This is a genomic window from Clostridium cylindrosporum DSM 605 (assembly GCF_001047375.1).
In the GTDB taxonomy this organism is placed as follows: Bacteria; Bacillota; Clostridia; order Clostridiales; family Caloramatoraceae; genus Clostridium_AB; species Clostridium_AB cylindrosporum.
Map to the genome: position 1 here is coordinate 75,793 of NZ_LFVU01000003.1, position 15,612 is coordinate 91,404.

General features: G+C 31.8%; 13 protein-coding genes. All 13 read right to left on the reverse strand.

Going from position 1 to position 15,612, the window contains the following annotated elements; translation table 11 throughout:
- Window positions 1-269: 269 nt before the first annotated feature.
- A complete protein-coding gene (rny, locus tag CLCY_RS01770) occupies window positions 270-1,787 on the reverse strand; it encodes a ribonuclease Y (RefSeq protein WP_048569424.1) in 1,518 nt (505 codons plus the stop codon).
- A 217-nt stretch (window positions 1,788-2,004) separates the two neighbouring features.
- Window positions 2,005-2,604, reverse strand: coding sequence for a regulatory protein RecX (locus tag CLCY_RS01775; protein WP_048569425.1), 600 nt, complete (start codon window positions 2,602-2,604; stop codon window positions 2,005-2,007).
- 70 nt (window positions 2,605-2,674) lie between these two features.
- Window positions 2,675-3,733 carry a recombinase RecA gene (gene recA / locus CLCY_RS01780; protein WP_048569426.1) on the reverse strand — a complete coding sequence of 353 codons (1,059 nt, stop codon included), beginning with the start codon at window positions 3,731-3,733 and terminating at the stop codon, window positions 2,675-2,677.
- A gap of 165 nt (window positions 3,734-3,898) precedes the next feature.
- On the reverse strand, window positions 3,899-4,417 hold the full coding sequence (pgsA, locus tag CLCY_RS01785; protein ID WP_048569427.1) for a CDP-diacylglycerol--glycerol-3-phosphate 3-phosphatidyltransferase: 519 nt from the start codon (window positions 4,415-4,417) through the stop codon (window positions 3,899-3,901).
- Window positions 4,401-5,741, reverse strand: a complete 1,341-nt coding sequence (gene rimO, locus CLCY_RS01790) for a 30S ribosomal protein S12 methylthiotransferase RimO (RefSeq protein WP_048569428.1) — start codon at window positions 5,739-5,741, stop codon at window positions 4,401-4,403. Before rimO ends, pgsA begins: the two co-directional genes overlap by 17 nt.
- Before the next feature lie 189 nt (window positions 5,742-5,930).
- A complete protein-coding gene (locus CLCY_RS01795; RefSeq protein WP_048569429.1) occupies window positions 5,931-8,222 on the reverse strand; it encodes an FtsK/SpoIIIE family DNA translocase in 2,292 nt (763 codons plus the stop codon).
- A 147-nt stretch (window positions 8,223-8,369) separates the two neighbouring features.
- Window positions 8,370-9,098 carry a ClpP family protease gene (locus CLCY_RS01800; protein ID WP_082141662.1) on the reverse strand — a complete coding sequence of 243 codons (729 nt, stop codon included), beginning with the start codon at window positions 9,096-9,098 and terminating at the stop codon, window positions 8,370-8,372.
- Window positions 9,099-9,226: 128 nt separating this feature from the next.
- The gene (dapG, locus tag CLCY_RS01805; protein WP_048569431.1) at window positions 9,227-10,423 is read right to left on the reverse strand and encodes an aspartate kinase; all 1,197 of its coding nucleotides are present in this window, start codon (window positions 10,421-10,423) and stop codon (window positions 9,227-9,229) included.
- A 77-nt stretch (window positions 10,424-10,500) separates the two neighbouring features.
- On the reverse strand, window positions 10,501-10,746 hold the full coding sequence (locus CLCY_RS01810) for a PRC-barrel domain-containing protein (protein ID WP_048569432.1): 246 nt from the start codon (window positions 10,744-10,746) through the stop codon (window positions 10,501-10,503).
- A gap of 60 nt (window positions 10,747-10,806) precedes the next feature.
- Window positions 10,807-11,241 (reverse strand): dUTP diphosphatase, encoded by a 435-nt coding sequence (gene dut / locus CLCY_RS01815; protein ID WP_200899955.1) that lies wholly within the window; start codon window positions 11,239-11,241, stop codon window positions 10,807-10,809.
- 43 nt (window positions 11,242-11,284) lie between these two features.
- Complete coding sequence (locus CLCY_RS01820) at window positions 11,285-12,547, reverse strand: M16 family metallopeptidase (RefSeq protein ID WP_048569434.1); 1,263 nt, start codon at window positions 12,545-12,547, stop codon at window positions 11,285-11,287.
- 68 nt (window positions 12,548-12,615) lie between these two features.
- Entirely contained in the window at window positions 12,616-13,278 is a 663-nt protein-coding gene (locus CLCY_RS01825; RefSeq protein ID WP_048569435.1) for a polysaccharide deacetylase family protein, read from the reverse strand.
- 148 nt (window positions 13,279-13,426) lie between these two features.
- Window positions 13,427-15,571 carry a polyribonucleotide nucleotidyltransferase gene (locus CLCY_RS01830; protein ID WP_048569436.1) on the reverse strand — a complete coding sequence of 715 codons (2,145 nt, stop codon included), beginning with the start codon at window positions 15,569-15,571 and terminating at the stop codon, window positions 13,427-13,429.
- Window positions 15,572-15,612 lie beyond the last annotated feature (41 nt).

The following is a 15,612-nucleotide window of genomic DNA, read 5'->3' on the forward strand; positions in this document are numbered from 1 at the left end:
CCATATTTTAAATTAAATATATCATTATTAGTAGTTAGTGTCTACTATATTAGTTTTTTCAAAAGATTTAGGATATAATAACTGAATTAATATCATATTCTATTTTGCACGTAATTTACTATTCATGTCAATATTTTTTTAAGAATTTATTAAAAAAAGGGAAGATTATCTCTCCCCTAGGTAAATTGTAATTATTTAAGCAATTAATATAAATATTATCATAAAAACTACATATAATATAAAAACGGGACATAAGTCCCGTTTGTTATCTACTTCGCGTATTCTATTGCTCTAACTTCTCTAATTAAGTTAACTTTAATTTGTCCAGGATATTCAAGTTCATTCTCAATTCTTTTAACAATATCCCTAGCCATTTGCATAGCCTCTAAATCCGAAATTTGTTCTGGCTTAACCATTATTCTTACTTCACGTCCTGCCTGAATAGCATATGACTTTTCTACACCGTCAAATGAATCAGCAATTTCTTCAAGTTTTTGTAATCTCTTAATATATGCTTCAAGAGTTTCACGTCGAGCTCCAGGTCTAGCTGCTGAAATAGCATCAGCTGCTTGAACTAAAATAGCTTCAATTGTTTGAGGTTCAACATCTGCATGATGCGCAGCAATTGCATGAATAATAGCAGGTGATTCACCATATTTCTTAACTAAATCACTACCAATAAGTGCATGCGGTCCTTCTACTTCGTGATCAACAGCCTTTCCAATGTCATGTAGTAGTCCTGCTCTTTTAGCAAGAGTTACATCTGCACCAAGTTCAGCGGCCATTAAACCTGCAAGATTTGATACTTCAATTGAGTGATTTAACACGTTTTGACCATAACTTGTTCTATACTTAAGTCTACCTAATAATCTTATAAGTTCTGAATGAAGTCCATGAACACCAGTTTCAAAGGTTGCTTGTTCACCTTGTTCTCTAATCTCATTGTCAACTTCTCTTTTAGCTTTTTCTACCATTTCTTCAATTCTAGCTGGATGAATTCTTCCATCTGCTATAAGCTTTTCAAGTGCAATTCTTGCAACTTCTCTTCTTATTGGATCGAATCCTGATAGAATTACAGCTTCAGGAGTATCATCTATTATAAGATCTATTCCTGTTAGTGTTTCAAGTGTGCGTATGTTTCTTCCTTCACGACCAATGATTCTTCCTTTCATCTCATCATTTGGAAGAGCAACAACTGAAACTGTAGTTTCAGCAACATGATCAGCTGCACATCTTTGTATCGCACAGGTAATAACCTCACGAGCTTTTTTATCAGCTTCTTCACGTGCTTTAGTTTCAATTTCCTTAATCATTATGGCTACTTCGTGTCTTACTTCTTTCTCAACATTGCTTAGAAGTATTTGCTTTGCTTCATCTACAGTAAGTCCAGCAAGCTTCTCTAATTCTTCAACTTGCTTTTTATAAATCCCGTCTACCTCTTCTTGTAGCTTTTGAACTTCTGTCTGCTTTTTTGATAAATTATCTTCTCTTTGTTCTAAAGATTCAACTTTTTTATCTAGAGATTCCTCTCTTTGAATCAATCTTCTTTCCATTCTTTGAAGTTCATTTCTTCTTTCACGAACTTCCTTTTCATACTCTACTCTAAGTTTATGAACTTCTTCTTTGGCTTCAATTATAGCTTCCTTTTTCTTTGAATCAGCCTCTTTTTCAGCATCAGATACTATTCGTTTTGCAGTTTCTTCTGCATTATGAAGTTTACCCTCTGCGATATTCTTTCTGATTATGTATCCAATTATAAGGCCTATAATAATTCCACCAGATATCATTAACAACGTTGCTGCTGTAGGAATAAAAAACACCTCCCCTAATTAAGCAGAAAATACCTGGATTACAGAAACTCGTTTTTGTTTGTTTAGAAGCATAAAATAATGGATTTAAACATAGCTAAACCATTATTTGTATTTATTTTATTATAATATTAAATTTATGTCAAGTTTAGGAGAGTAAATAGGCCCCTATATTTTTCCATTTTATTTTAAGAAGCTATAGGCTTTGAATTATCTTTAAAGCTATGCTATGAGTATATCCTCTAGATAAAAGAAATCTATATATCTTTTCTTTTTTCTTATCATCTTCTTTTAATGTTCTAAGCTTTTTTTCACATAAAAGTCTAGCCGTTTCAAGTTCATTATTTTCATCAAAATCTAACTTACTTAATATGTTAGAGGATATCCCCTTTTGCTTTAATATACTTATTACTTTGTTTTTACCATACTTTTTATTCTTTATAGCATTGGCTAAATAGTTATTAGCGTATTTTTCATCATTTATAAAATTATAATCTAATAGTTTTTGCAAAACTTTTTCGATGACTTCACTATCATATCCTTTAATTGATAACTTAGATTTTATTTCAAAGGAGGTATTGTCCCTAAGAGATATAATATCTAATGCTTTATTAAATGCTTGCTTTTCATTTTCTTCATAAAGTATTTCTTTTAAGTTGTCATATTCAATTTCTTTACCTTCTTTTAGTTTATATTTAACAATCTGTTCTAAAGAGATTATATATGTTTCTCCATTATCTAATTCAAGTGTATAATCATCTTTCCATTTATTTTTATTTATATTTAAAATCTTCATATAAAGTCTCCATTAAAGTATTAAACAAAATTAAGCATCCCATTTGGATGCTTAATTTATTTTAAAGTTATTAACTTTCTGTTTTTAGTTTATTATCGTTTATTTTAGGGTCTGTTGAAGCTGATACTGGTATATCTGAAACTGGAAGAGAATACTTTTGTCTGATTTTTGTTTCAATTTCCAAAGCTAGGTTAGGATTTTCCTTTAGGAAAGATTTTGAGTTCTCTCTTCCCTGACCAAGTTTTTGATCATTATAGGAGAACCAAGCTCCACTTTTTTGTACTATTTCATTAGAAACACCAACATCTAGTATATTACCAACCTTTGAAATACCTTCACCGTACATAATATCAAACTCAGCTATTTTAAATGGTGGAGCAACTTTGTTTTTAACTACCTTTACTCTAGTTCTATTACCAACAATAGCTTCACCTTGTTTTATAGAGTCAATTCTTCTAACATCAAGTCTAACTGATGAGTAGAATTTAAGAGCTCTACCCCCTGAAGTAGTTTCTGGATTTCCAAACATAATACCAACTTTTTCTCTAAGCTGATTAATAAATATAGCAACACAGTTAGATTTATTTATAGCACCTGCAAGTTTTCTAAGTGCTTGTGACATAAGTCTAGCTTGTAGCCCTACATGGGAGTCTCCCATTTCTCCTTCAATTTCTGCCTTAGGTACAAGTGCTGCTACAGAGTCAATAACTATTACATCTACAGCATTACTTCTTACTAGGGCTTCAGCGATTTCTAGTGCTTGCTCTCCTGTATCAGGTTGAGAAACTATTAGGTTTTCAGTGTCAACTCCAAGGTTTCTTGCGTATTGTGGGTCAAGGGCATGTTCAGCATCTACAAAGGCAGCGGTTCCACCTGATTTTTGTGTCTCGGCAACTATATGTAAAGCTACAGTTGTTTTACCTGAACTTTCAGGTCCATATATTTCTACGATTCTTCCCTTAGGAACTCCACCGATTCCAAGTGCTATATCAAGGTCTAGAGAGCCTGTTGAAATTGCTTCAAGATTTAGTTTTGAATCTTGACCAAGTTTCATAATTGACCCCTTACCGAATTGTTTTTCTATTTGTCCAAGTGCCAACTCAAGAGCTTTTTGTTTTTCAGCGTTCATCTAATCAAATCCTTTCATGGTTATCGAACAAAGGTTCTAACTATATTATAATATGACTTTTATAAACTGTCAAAGGTATTTTCAAATATTTACAAGTCATTAGTGAGTATATCCCTAACTTCCACATATATGCAGTTACCCCTATATCAAATATAGGGGTAACTGTTATTTATCAGCGTTAAGTATTTTTCTATTTTTATATATATAATCCACTCCTGATAAAATTGTTGATATTAAGGCTATGATAACAAATATATTGTAATATGGAATAGCAAGTAGTGCGGATACAACAGCTACTATTTGTGTAACAGTTTTTACCTTTCCCCACATACTAGCTGCAATAACAACACCGTCTGATGCTGCAACCGCACGAAGACCTGTGATTATCAGCTCTCTGGCAATAATGACCATAACAATCCAACCTTCGATTCTTTCAAGTTCAACTAAAGAGAGTAATGCAGCTGTAATCATTAATTTATCAGCTAGAGGATCTATGAATTTACCGAACTTAGTAACTTGGTTTCTACTTCTAGCTATATATCCATCTAAACTATCTGTTAATGCTGCAAAAACAAATATTATTGTTGCAATTAAAATATGGTACTTTAAATCCGTATATACAAAGTATAGAAATAAAGGTATTAAAAGTATTCTAAGTGCTGTAATTTTATTTGCTAGATTCATTATAAACATCTCCTATTAGGTCGTAAGTATAGGCCTTTTTAACTTCTACATTTACGAAGTCCCCTAGCTTCAACTTACTTTCAGAATTAACATATATATTTTGATCGATACCAGGAGCATCCTGATATGTTCTTCCATAGTATTGATTATTATCACTTTTTCCTTCAATTAGTACTTCAAAAACCTCTCCTATTAGTTTTTTGTTATTTTCTAATGAATTTGAAGATTGAAGTTGCATTAATGTATTCTTTCTAGATTCCTTTATGTTTTCCTCTATTTGATTTTCAAGATTTGCTGCAACTGTTCCTTCTTCAGGTGAATAAGTAAATATACCTACTCTATCTAAAAGATTCATTTTTATGAAGCTTCTAAGTTCTTCAAAGTCATCTTTTGTTTCACCAGGGAATCCTACAATTAATGATGTTCTAATAATAGCATTTGGAATCCTAGTTTTAATCTTTGTTATTAGATTTAGAATTTCTTCTTTTGAAGTTGTTCTTCTCATAGATTTAAGAACATTATCACTAATATGTTGTATAGGAATATCAAAGTATTTACAAGCTTTAGGGCTGTTTGCTATAGTATCAATAAGTTCATCAGTTACATCCTCAGGATAGCTGTACATAATACGTATCCATTTAAGATTCTCTATTTTTTCAAGCTCAGCTATAAGTTTAGGAAGTCTCTTTTCACCATAAATGTCAATACCATATTTAGTAGTATCTTGAGCAACTAGTATAATCTCTTTTACTCCTTGATCTACGATGTCATTAACTTCTTTAACAATGCTTTCCATACTTCTACTTCTGAACCTACCACGTAATTTTGGAATAATACAATAACTACAGTTATTGTTACATCCTTCAGCTATTTTTACATATCCGTAATGTGAAGGTGTTGATAATATTCTTTTCTCATAGTCTAAATCGTAGTTAATTTCTCCAGTATTTATTATACCAGTTTCTCCACTTAGAGTTTTCTTCACAATTTCAGCTATTTGTCTATAAGTCCCTGTTCCAATTATAGCGTCAATTTCTGGCATTTCAGACATAAGCTCGTTTTTATATCTTTCTGCCATACATCCTGTAACAATTACAGATTTACATTTACCTAATTCTTTATTTTCTGACATTTCAAGAATAGTGTTTATTGACTCTTCCTTTGCTGATTCAATAAACCCACATGTATTTACTATAATAACATCTGCTGTTTTTGGGTCTGTAACTAAGTTATATCCTTCTCTAGAAAGTATAGACAGCATAATTTCTGCGTCAACTCTATTTTTATCGCATCCTAATGATACCATTCCTACATTATAAGTCATGTCAAGTCCTCCTAATTATTATTTCTATGGAAATATATGCAATTTCATTAATTATTTATAGTTTGCTTAAATTTACTTGTTTTTACGTATTAATATATATACTTACAAAGCACATCCATTATTGACAATACATCTAATTTAAATGATATCAAATTTGAGTTTGTTGGACAATAAGAAGTAACTTAATTATTATAAGTTTGATGCATCTTCTTTACTAATTAAAACCTGACGAGGTTTACTTCCATCTTGGGGACCAACTATCCCCTTGCTCTCCATAACTTCAATAAGTCTCGCTGCCCTATTAAATCCTATTCTAAGTCTTCTTTGTAGCATAGAAGCAGATGCTTGACCATAATCTACTGCTATTTTAATTGCTTCACTTAAAAGAACATCATCTTCATCACATGACAGTTCAGCATCTGGTTTTGCCTTTTCAATCTCTTCAATAGCTTTACTACTGTATTCTACGCTTGAAGATTCCTTTAGAAACTCTACAATAGATTCTACTTCTTCCTCTGAGATAAAGGCACCTTGAACTCTTATAGGTTTATTTTCGCCAATAGGAAGAAATAACATATCTCCTCTACCAAGAAGTTTTTCTGCACCTCCCATATCAAGAATTGTTCTTGAGTCAGTTTGGCTAGATACAGCAAATGATATTCTTGATGGAATATTAGCCTTGATAACTCCAGTAATAACATCAACAGAAGGTCTTTGAGTTGCAATAACCAGGTGTAGACCTGCAGCTCTTGCCATTTGTGATAGTCTACAAATAGAATCTTCAACATCGCTTGGTGAAACCATCATAAGGTCTGCAAGCTCATCTATAATTATAACTATTTTAGGCATCTTTTTGCCAATAGATTTTGTTTTTACTAGATTATTATATCCATCAATATTTCTAACATTATTTTCAGCGAAAATTTTATATCTATCTGTCATTTCATTTACAGCCCAATAAAGTGCAGAGGCCGCTTTTTTAGGGTCAGTAACTACGGGTATTAAAAGATGGGGTATCCCATTATAAATTGATAATTCAACAACCTTCGGGTCTATCATTATCATTTTTACATCATCTGGAGATGACTTATAAATAAGACTGGTTATAAGAGTGTTTATGCAAACACTTTTACCAGACCCTGTAGCACCTGCAATAAGTAAGTGAGGCATTTTACCAATATCTGTTACCATGCATTTCCCTGTTATATCTTTACCTAGTGCAAATGATAAGTTAGAACCAAACTCAGTAAATTCGTGTGATTCTATAACTTCTCTAAGTGATACGGGAGAAACCTCACTATTAGGAACCTCTATTCCCACGGCTGCTTTACCAGGTATAGGAGCTTCAATTCTTACTGATGATGTTGCAAGGCTTAGTGCCAGGTCATCGGATAGATTTACTATTTTACTAACCTTTACACCTGGGCTTGGGTGAAGTTCGTATCTTGTTACAGATGGGCCACGTCTAACTTGAACAACCTTTGCATCTACATTAAAACTTTGGAGTGTATCCTCAAGCATTTTTGCATTTTCTAATAAATATTTCTTATCATCTTTATTAGACGTCACTTTAGACTGATATAAAAGTTTTATATCAGGAAAAATATATTCTTTCTCTTCTTTATAATCTACCTCTATACTTGTTGCTGCTGATTCTTTTCTTATTTCAGAGGAAGCTAAGCTTGACATCCCTTGATTTTTAACTGTTGATGTAATATCAGGTGGAATACTACTTTGCACTGTAGACTCCAAATCCTCAAGTGAATCAAATATTTTTATATTGCGTGGATCAAAATTAGCATTCTTAACTAAGTTTTGAGGTTTTTCTTCTTTAAGGTCTTTAGGTTCTAAGGAAGTATTATTTTCTTGATTATTAAAATTATTTTTCAACTTTAAGTCATTTAATCTTTGTTTTACTCCAATTGAAACCTTTTGGGCTATTGATTTAAAAAGATCTGTAAGTGATACCTCTGTTATAATAATAGCAAGTACAATTCCAATACAAATAAGTATAATATATGCCCCTACTTTACCAAACATATATATAAGTGGAGATATTATAATTTCACAAGAAATTCCACCACCTTTTTTCTCCATACCATGTTCTGCCGCCAAAATTAACTTTGATGAAAATCTCTTTTCTCCACTTGATACTGAGTATCCAATATGTATCATAGATATTATATTAAATATAAAAACAAGAATTGCTACTAGCTTTCTTTCAATTTCTATATGGCCTTTATTAGCAATAAATACCACAGATGCAATAAGCATGATTATAGGAATTAAGTATGTTCCTATACCGAATAAGGCAAAGAAGAAGTTGCGTATCCAAATACCTATTAATCCAGATGGTTTTATATATATACTAAAGCCTACAAGTATAGAAAATGCAAGCAAGAATAATCCATAGATTTCGGTTTTAAACCTATTAGATTCTTTCGAAGAAGTGTTCCTCTGCTTTTTAACTTTTTTTGGCAAATATATCACCACCTTTATGATTAATTCTTCAGTTGGTATGGTTTTTCCTTTAAAGCAAATGAATTATATCATAACCTTAATATTTTATCAAAAAGACCTAAAAACTTTGTTAATATATTTAATATATTAACAAAGTTTTTAAAAAGTTTATACCTCTTTTTTTTCATCTATTAGTTGTTTAAGTTTACTTAATGCTTCTCCGATTCCTCCAACTTCCTTTATAAGGCCGATTTCAGTAGCTTGGTGACCTATTAAAATAGTTCCCATATCATTCATAAGCTCGTCGGTTTGCATCATTAGGCATCTTAATTTATCAGGTGAGATTTGAGAGTTTCTAGTTATAAAATTAGATATTCTATCCTGCATTTTGTTAAAATACTCAAATGTTTGAGGAGCGCCTATTACAAGACCATTCATTCTAACTGGATGAATAATCATTGTTGCTGTCGGAGATATGTAGGAATAGTCAGTTGATACAGCAAGTGGGACTCCAATGCTATGACTTCCTCCTATTACAAGTGATACAGAAGGTTTAGTGATACTATTTAACATCTCTGCAATTGCAAGACCAGCCTCTACATCTCCACCAACTGTGTTAAGTACAACAAGTACTCCTTTTATAGTTGGGTTTTGTTCTACAGCTATAAGCTGAGGAATTACGTGTTCATATCTGGTTGCTTTACTTTGAGGTGGAAGTATGTTGTGTCCCTCAATTTGTCCTATAATATTTATAGTAAAGATCTCCTCAGAGCCAGATGGAATAGTAGTACCTCCAAGCTCCTTTAAGTTTTCAAGTTCTGGATTTTGACTTACTGGATTAACACTTGGAACAGTTGGTTCTGCATTATTGAAATTGTTATTATCTAAATTATTAATTATCAATATTTTCACCTCATTATATTTTTAGTACTATTAGTTTCTTTCAAAATTAAAATAATATGCTAAAAAGGTTAAGAGAATTAGTAGAAATCTACGTTTTCCCTTAACCTTTTTATTAATACATACTATTTTTGAAGATTAAATATTTTATGAAGAATATTAATTGCTTTATTAGTATCATTTCCATTTACTAGGCACCATATTGTCATATGGGAGTCTGCAGTTTGAAGTACACTTACATCTTCACTATTAAGTGCTTTAAGAATTTTAGACATTACTCCTGGAATTCCTTTCATTCCACTTCCAATTAAAGAGACCTTACTACAATTCCTTATAATAGAAGCTTCATAACCATTAGATTTTAAAATCTTTTCAACTTTTTCAGTATCATTGTCATCTATTGTAAATGCCTTATATTGAGGAAATACATTTATAAGATCTATGCTTATGCCTTCCTTTGCAAGAATACAAAATAAGTCATTAGAATTATCGACTGCTTCATTAAATCTTATGCTTATTTGTGTTCTATTCGGCATATGTGTAACACCAGCAATAATATGATTAGATTTTATTTCTTCCTTTGATGAAATTTCAGTACCCTTTGCATTTGTCATTGTATTTTTAATATATATCGGTATATTTCCTCTTAGAGCATATGCTACAGCTCTAGGATGAATTACTTTAGCGCCATGGTCTGCTAACTGAAATACTTCACTATAACTAATGCTATCAATAACCTTAGCTTCACTTACTATTTTAGGATCTGCAGTCATTATTCCATCAACATCGGTGTATATTTCTACAGCTGTAGCCTTTAAAGCCTCAGCAAGTACTGTAGCAGAGGTATCGCTGCCTCCTCTACCAATAGTTGTGAACTCGTTATTAATTGTAACTCCTTGAAAACCAGTAACAATTGGTACGATTCCCTCAAGTAATAAATCATATATTTTTATAGGATCTACTTTCAAAATTTCAGCATTACCGAAATTATTATCTGTTAATATTCCTGCTTGTCCACCAGTAAGAACCCTAGTTTCTATTTTTCTTTTAGAAAGCACCTCTGAAAGTACAACTGCCGAGATGATTTCTCCACAACACATCATCAAGTCTTTTTCTTCTCTTTGAACATTTGAAGTTTTTGAGTTTATTAAAGATAATAAAGTATCTGTTGCATATGGAGCACCTTTCCTTCCTATAGCTGATACAACAACTACTGGTAAGTATCCATTATTTTTAGCTTCTTGTATTTTATTTGCAACAAGTTCTCTGTTTTCTTCAGTTGCAACGGAGGTACCTCCAAATTTTTGAACTAGTATATTCATACTACTCCTCCTTAATTACTACAAATATTGCTACATATTATATATTATACCTATATAAAAAGAGTGTGAAAAAAACTTTAAACTTTATAATCAAAAATTAATGTTTTATCGCAAACTTTCATTTTAGAACTCCATGGCATAAAAAGGCCTCCTGAATCTTTAAATGAAAATAAAGATGTTTTAGACTCATATGCTTCTATACCTAAAAGCTCTCCATTATCTCTGGAAAAAACTATTTCACATTCTCCAATATAACCATATTTTTCTCCGTTATAAATATTTATTATTTCAAGATTCATAATTTCTGATAGTCTTTTACTCATTTGAAACACCTCTTTTAAAGTTTTTATTAATTATTATTATGTATATTAAAAAACAGGTGGTTATAGACCTGTTGATCCAAAACCACCTGTTGCTCTTGATGTTTCATCTAATACTTCTACTTCTACAATAGTTGGAGTTTCAATTTTATTTATAACCATTTGAGCAATTCTATCTCCTCTTTTGATTATAAAATCTCTAGCTCCAAAATTAATCATAATAAGATTAATTTCCCCCCTATAGTCACTATCGATTGTTCCTGGGGTATTAACTAGACTTATTCCATGTTTAATAGCAAGGCCACTTCTTGGTCTGATTTGTGCTTCATAACCTGAATCTATAGATATCGCTATTCCTGTTGGGATAAGTTTTATTTCCCCTTTTTTCAATACCGTATCTTCATTAACAGCAGCATAAAGATCCATACCTGCTGCTCCACTTGTCATGTATTTAGGTAGGGGAATATCATTTTGTAATCTTTTAATGAAAAGTTTCATAAACATTTTGGCTATTTAGCTTAGCCATACCTCCTTAGTATAATTAATTCCCATTAACATATTTTATTAGGTCATTTTCTGCTATATCACGTCCAACAGCTACTGCAGATATAATTCCATCTTTAAAGATATAATCTATAACTTCATCAATATCGTCCTTAGTAATTGAATCAATTTTCTCCATTGCCTCATCTGTAGTAAGTACTCTTCCAAGGATTAGTTCAGCTTTTCCTATACCAAACATTATATTAGATACACCCTCAAGACCTAATATATAACTTCCCTTTAGTTGTTCTTTAATTTTCTCTATTTCACTTGATGAAATCTTTTCTGTATATATATTAGAGATTTCTTCTTTTACAAGACGAATTGCGTCCTCTACACATGATGGGTTACATGCAAAGTATATACTAAACATTCCTGTATTTTTATAAGATGATGGATATGAATATATACTATAAACGTATCCCTTATCTTCTCTTATCCTTTGGAAAAGCTTAGAACTAGTGCCGCTTCCAAAGTAATTATTAATTGCAAGCAAACTATATAGGCCTTTATCTCCGGATTCAAGGCCTTTTAAAGTTAAGGCTACATGAACCTGTTCAATAGGTTTATTTTTAACCAGGAAGCCACCTTGAGCTACTGGAGAGTCTTCTGTTATTTTATATCCGTTATTATTTTCCCATGATGAAAATCTTTTTTCAATTTCACTAATCAATTTATCTTCTTCAAAGTTTCCTACAACTGATATAACTGTATTAGTAGGAGTATACTTTTTTGAATAATAATCAATTATTATATCTCTTGAAAAACTTGAGACAGTATCATATGTTCCAAGAATAGGATAGGATAAGGTATTGTCTCCCCATAAAGCTTTAAATTGAATATCTGAAATTAGGTCCTCAGGAAGATCCTCATACATACTTATTTCTTCTAGTATAACAGATTTTTCTTTTTCTATTTCCTCTTCTAAAAAGCTAGGGTTAATAACCATATCAGATAAAACATCAATTCCAGTATCAAAATGTGTGTCTAACAGTTTTACATAATAACAAGTAGATTCTCTAGATGTAAAGGCATTTAATTGACCACCAAGTGATTCTATTTCCTCTGATATTTGCTTTGAAGTCCTATTTTTAGTTCCTTTAAAAAGCATATGTTCTAAAAAGTGAGAAATTCCATTGTTATTTTGATTCTCAAACCTTGAGCCGCTTTTTATCCATACACCTATGCTTATTGACTTTACATATGGTATATGTTCATAAATAACTTTAAGTCCGTTATTTAGTGTGTATCTTTTGTACATAAAGTACCTCCTAAGTCGTTATTACATAAATCGATTATAGATTATATAACTTGTTAAATCAATAAAAACTATTCTGTAATATTTAATATCTCATTAACAGTTATTATTTCATAGCCTTGTGATTTTATGTATGAAATAATAGAGTCAAGTGACTTTTCTGTAATCTCTTTAGGATGCATAAGAATAATTCCTCCTGGATTAAGCTTCTTATTAACCCTTTTTAGAATAATATCAGTTGATGCATCATCTCTCCAATCAATTGTATCAATATTAAAAGTTACTAACTTATGATTAGCTTGATTTACAATTTTTTGTGTATACTCATCAAAATCTCCATATGGGGGTTCAAATATTGTAGTTTCAATTCCAAGTTCACTTTTTAAAAGGTCATGAGTAAGGTTTATTTCCTTTATATTATCTTCTAAGCTAAGTTGCGTAGGCTTTTTATGATAATATCCATGATTTTGAATATCATGGCCAGAGTCCTTCATTTGTTTTATCATTTCTATATTCTTTTTACCCCATACTCCTCCTATGAAGAAACTTATTTTAGTATCATGTTTCTTTAGTGTTTCAAGCATTGAAGGTAGAAGGTCCTCCCCTTCATAAACATTACATGCAATTGCTACAACTTTTTTATCGGTTTGAATTTTATCTATGGGGGTTATGCTACTTTTAAATACTGGCTTATCACCATTAAATAAAAGTCCTACACCTAACATTAAGAGCATTCCTACCCCTAAAAAAGTTATCATTCGTAGTATTGGTTTCTTTTTAAACATATTACACCTTTTATAAAAATTACTATACAGTTAATTTTATTAATAATACATTGATAAAAGAACATAAAAAAAAGGCTTTTATAAGCCCTTTTAGAAATTATTCTTTTGTATCTGTTGGTTCTGCATTTATATCTGTTGATTCTGTATTTTCAGGTGTTTCCTTCTTTATAGCATCTTTTCTTGAAAGATTAATTCTTCCTTGTTGATCTATTTCTACAACTTTAACAAGAATTTCATCTCCGATACTAACTACATCTTCAACTTTATTAACTCTTTCATGTGCAAGTTTTGAAATATGAACAAGGCCTTCTTTACCTGGAAGAACTTCAACAAAAGCACCAAATGCGGTAATTCTGTTAACCTTTCCAAGATAAATTTCTCCCTTTTCTACTTCTTTAACTATACCTTCGATTATAGTTTTAGCATTATTACCTGACTCAGTATTTGGAGCACAGATAAATAGTCTTCCGTCATCCTCGATGTCAATTTTAACTCCTGTTTCTGCTATAATCTTATTTATAGTCTTTCCACCTGGTCCTATAACATCACGAATCTTATCAGGATGTATATTCATAGAAAGTATTCTTGGCGCATATGGTGAAAGATCATTCTTAGGAGTTGGAATAGTAGCTAGCATATTTTCAAGAATTTTCATTCTTGCAATTCTAGCTTTTTCAACTGTTTCCTTTATAATATCCTCAGGGATACCCTTAATCTTAGTATCAACTTGAATAGCTGTTATACCTTTTTCTGTTCCTGCAACCTTAAAGTCCATATCTCCAAAGAAATCTTCAATACCTTGGATATCAGTTAAAACTTCAAATTCACTAGCATCATCATTAGTTACAAGTCCCATAGCTATACCTGCAACAGGTCTCTTAATAGGAACTCCTGCATCCATTAGTGCAAGTGTGCTTGCACAAACGCTCGCCTGTGAAGTTGACCCATTTGAACTTATAACCTCAGATACAAGCCTTACTGTATATGGGAACTCATTTTCATCTGGAATCACAGGTTCAAGTGCCTTTTCTGCAAGTGCTCCGTGCCCAATCTCACGTCTTCCTGGTCCTCTTAAGAATCTAACTTCTCCAACACTATATGGAGGGAAATTGTAGTGATGCATATATCTCTTTGATTCTTCTTCGCTAAGCCCGTCAAGTACTTGAACATCTCCTAGAGCACCAAGAGTTGCAACTGTAAGTACTTGAGTTTGACCTCTTTGGAATACCCCTGAACCATGTGTTCTTGGAAGAATTGATACATCACTTGTAAGTTCTCTTATCTCATCAAAATTTCTTCCATCAGGTCTTGTTTTTTCATCAAGAACCATTTTTCTAACTTGCTTTTTTTGCATGTTATATATTACATTATCAATGTCTTTTTCTTTTTCAGGGAATATCTCTTCAAAGTGTGAGAAGACTTTATCCTTAAGTATATCTACTTTCTCTTGTCTTTCTTCTTTATTTGTACACTTCATAGCTTCCCAAAGTTCATCATAAGCAAAATCTGTAACTGCAGTTTCAATTTCTTCTGGAACCTTGTAAAGTTCTGGAACAACTTTTTCTTTTCCAACCTTAGATATAACTTCTTCTTGGAATGCTACTGATTCCTTACATGCTTCAAATCCAAGCATAATAGCTTCGTACATTATATCCTCTGGAATTTCATCCCCATCAGCTTCAATCATCATAACTCTTTCCTTAGTAGCACAAACAGTTAGACGAAGATCACTTTTTTCTCTTTGTTCTAAAGTAGGGTTAATAATAAGCTTCCCATCTACTCTACCAACAAGAACTGCACCTAGTGGCCCTTGGAAAGGTATATCGGATATTGAAAGTGCAAGTGAAGCTCCATTTATAGCAAGTATTTCTGGAGAATTGTCAGAATCTACTGATAAAACAGTACACACCACTTGAACATCATTAAAATATCCCTTAGGGAAAAGTGGTCTAATAGGTCTATCGATTGCTCTTGCTGAAAGTATAGCCTTTTCTGTAGGTCTACCTTCACGCTTTATAAATCCTCCTGGGATTTTTCCTACTGAATATAATCTTTCTTCATAATCTACACTTAGTGGGAAAAAGTCTATCCCATCCTTAGGTTTTGCTGTTGAGTTTGCATTTACAAGTAAATATGTATCTCCATAGCTTATAAGAACTGAGCCATTAGATAATAGCGCATATTTACCTACTTCTGCTTTAAGTTTTCTATCTTTAAAAGTAGTTTCAAATATTTGGTGCATTAAGCAGCCTCCTTTCATCAGCACGGAAAGTACCATAATTA

Excerpts from the sequence above, each read along its gene's own strand:
- rny (WP_048569424.1), bottom strand. The coding sequence starts at position 1,787 with ATGATATCTGGTGGAATTATTATAGGCCTTATAATTGGATACATAATC.
- CLCY_RS01775 (WP_048569425.1), bottom strand. The coding sequence starts at position 2,604 with ATGAAGATTTTAAATATAAATAAAAATAAATGGAAAGATGATTATACA.
- recA (WP_048569426.1), bottom strand. The coding sequence starts at position 3,733 with ATGAACGCTGAAAAACAAAAAGCTCTTGAGTTGGCACTTGGACAAATA.
- pgsA (WP_048569427.1), bottom strand. The coding sequence starts at position 4,417 with ATGAATCTAGCAAATAAAATTACAGCACTTAGAATACTTTTAATACCT.
- rimO (WP_048569428.1), bottom strand. The coding sequence starts at position 5,741 with ATGACTTATAATGTAGGAATGGTATCATTAGGATGCGATAAAAATAGA.
- dapG (WP_048569431.1), bottom strand. The coding sequence starts at position 10,423 with ATGAATATACTAGTTCAAAAATTTGGAGGTACCTCCGTTGCAACTGAA.
- CLCY_RS01810 (WP_048569432.1), bottom strand. The coding sequence starts at position 10,746 with ATGAGTAAAAGACTATCAGAAATTATGAATCTTGAAATAATAAATATT.
- dut (WP_200899955.1), bottom strand. The coding sequence starts at position 11,241 with ATGAAACTTTTCATTAAAAGATTACAAAATGATATTCCCCTACCTAAA.
- CLCY_RS01820 (WP_048569434.1), bottom strand. The coding sequence starts at position 12,547 with ATGTACAAAAGATACACACTAAATAACGGACTTAAAGTTATTTATGAA.
- CLCY_RS01825 (WP_048569435.1), bottom strand. The coding sequence starts at position 13,278 with ATGCTCTTAATGTTAGGTGTAGGACTTTTATTTAATGGTGATAAGCCA.
- CLCY_RS01830 (WP_048569436.1), bottom strand. The coding sequence starts at position 15,571 with ATGCACCAAATATTTGAAACTACTTTTAAAGATAGAAAACTTAAAGCA.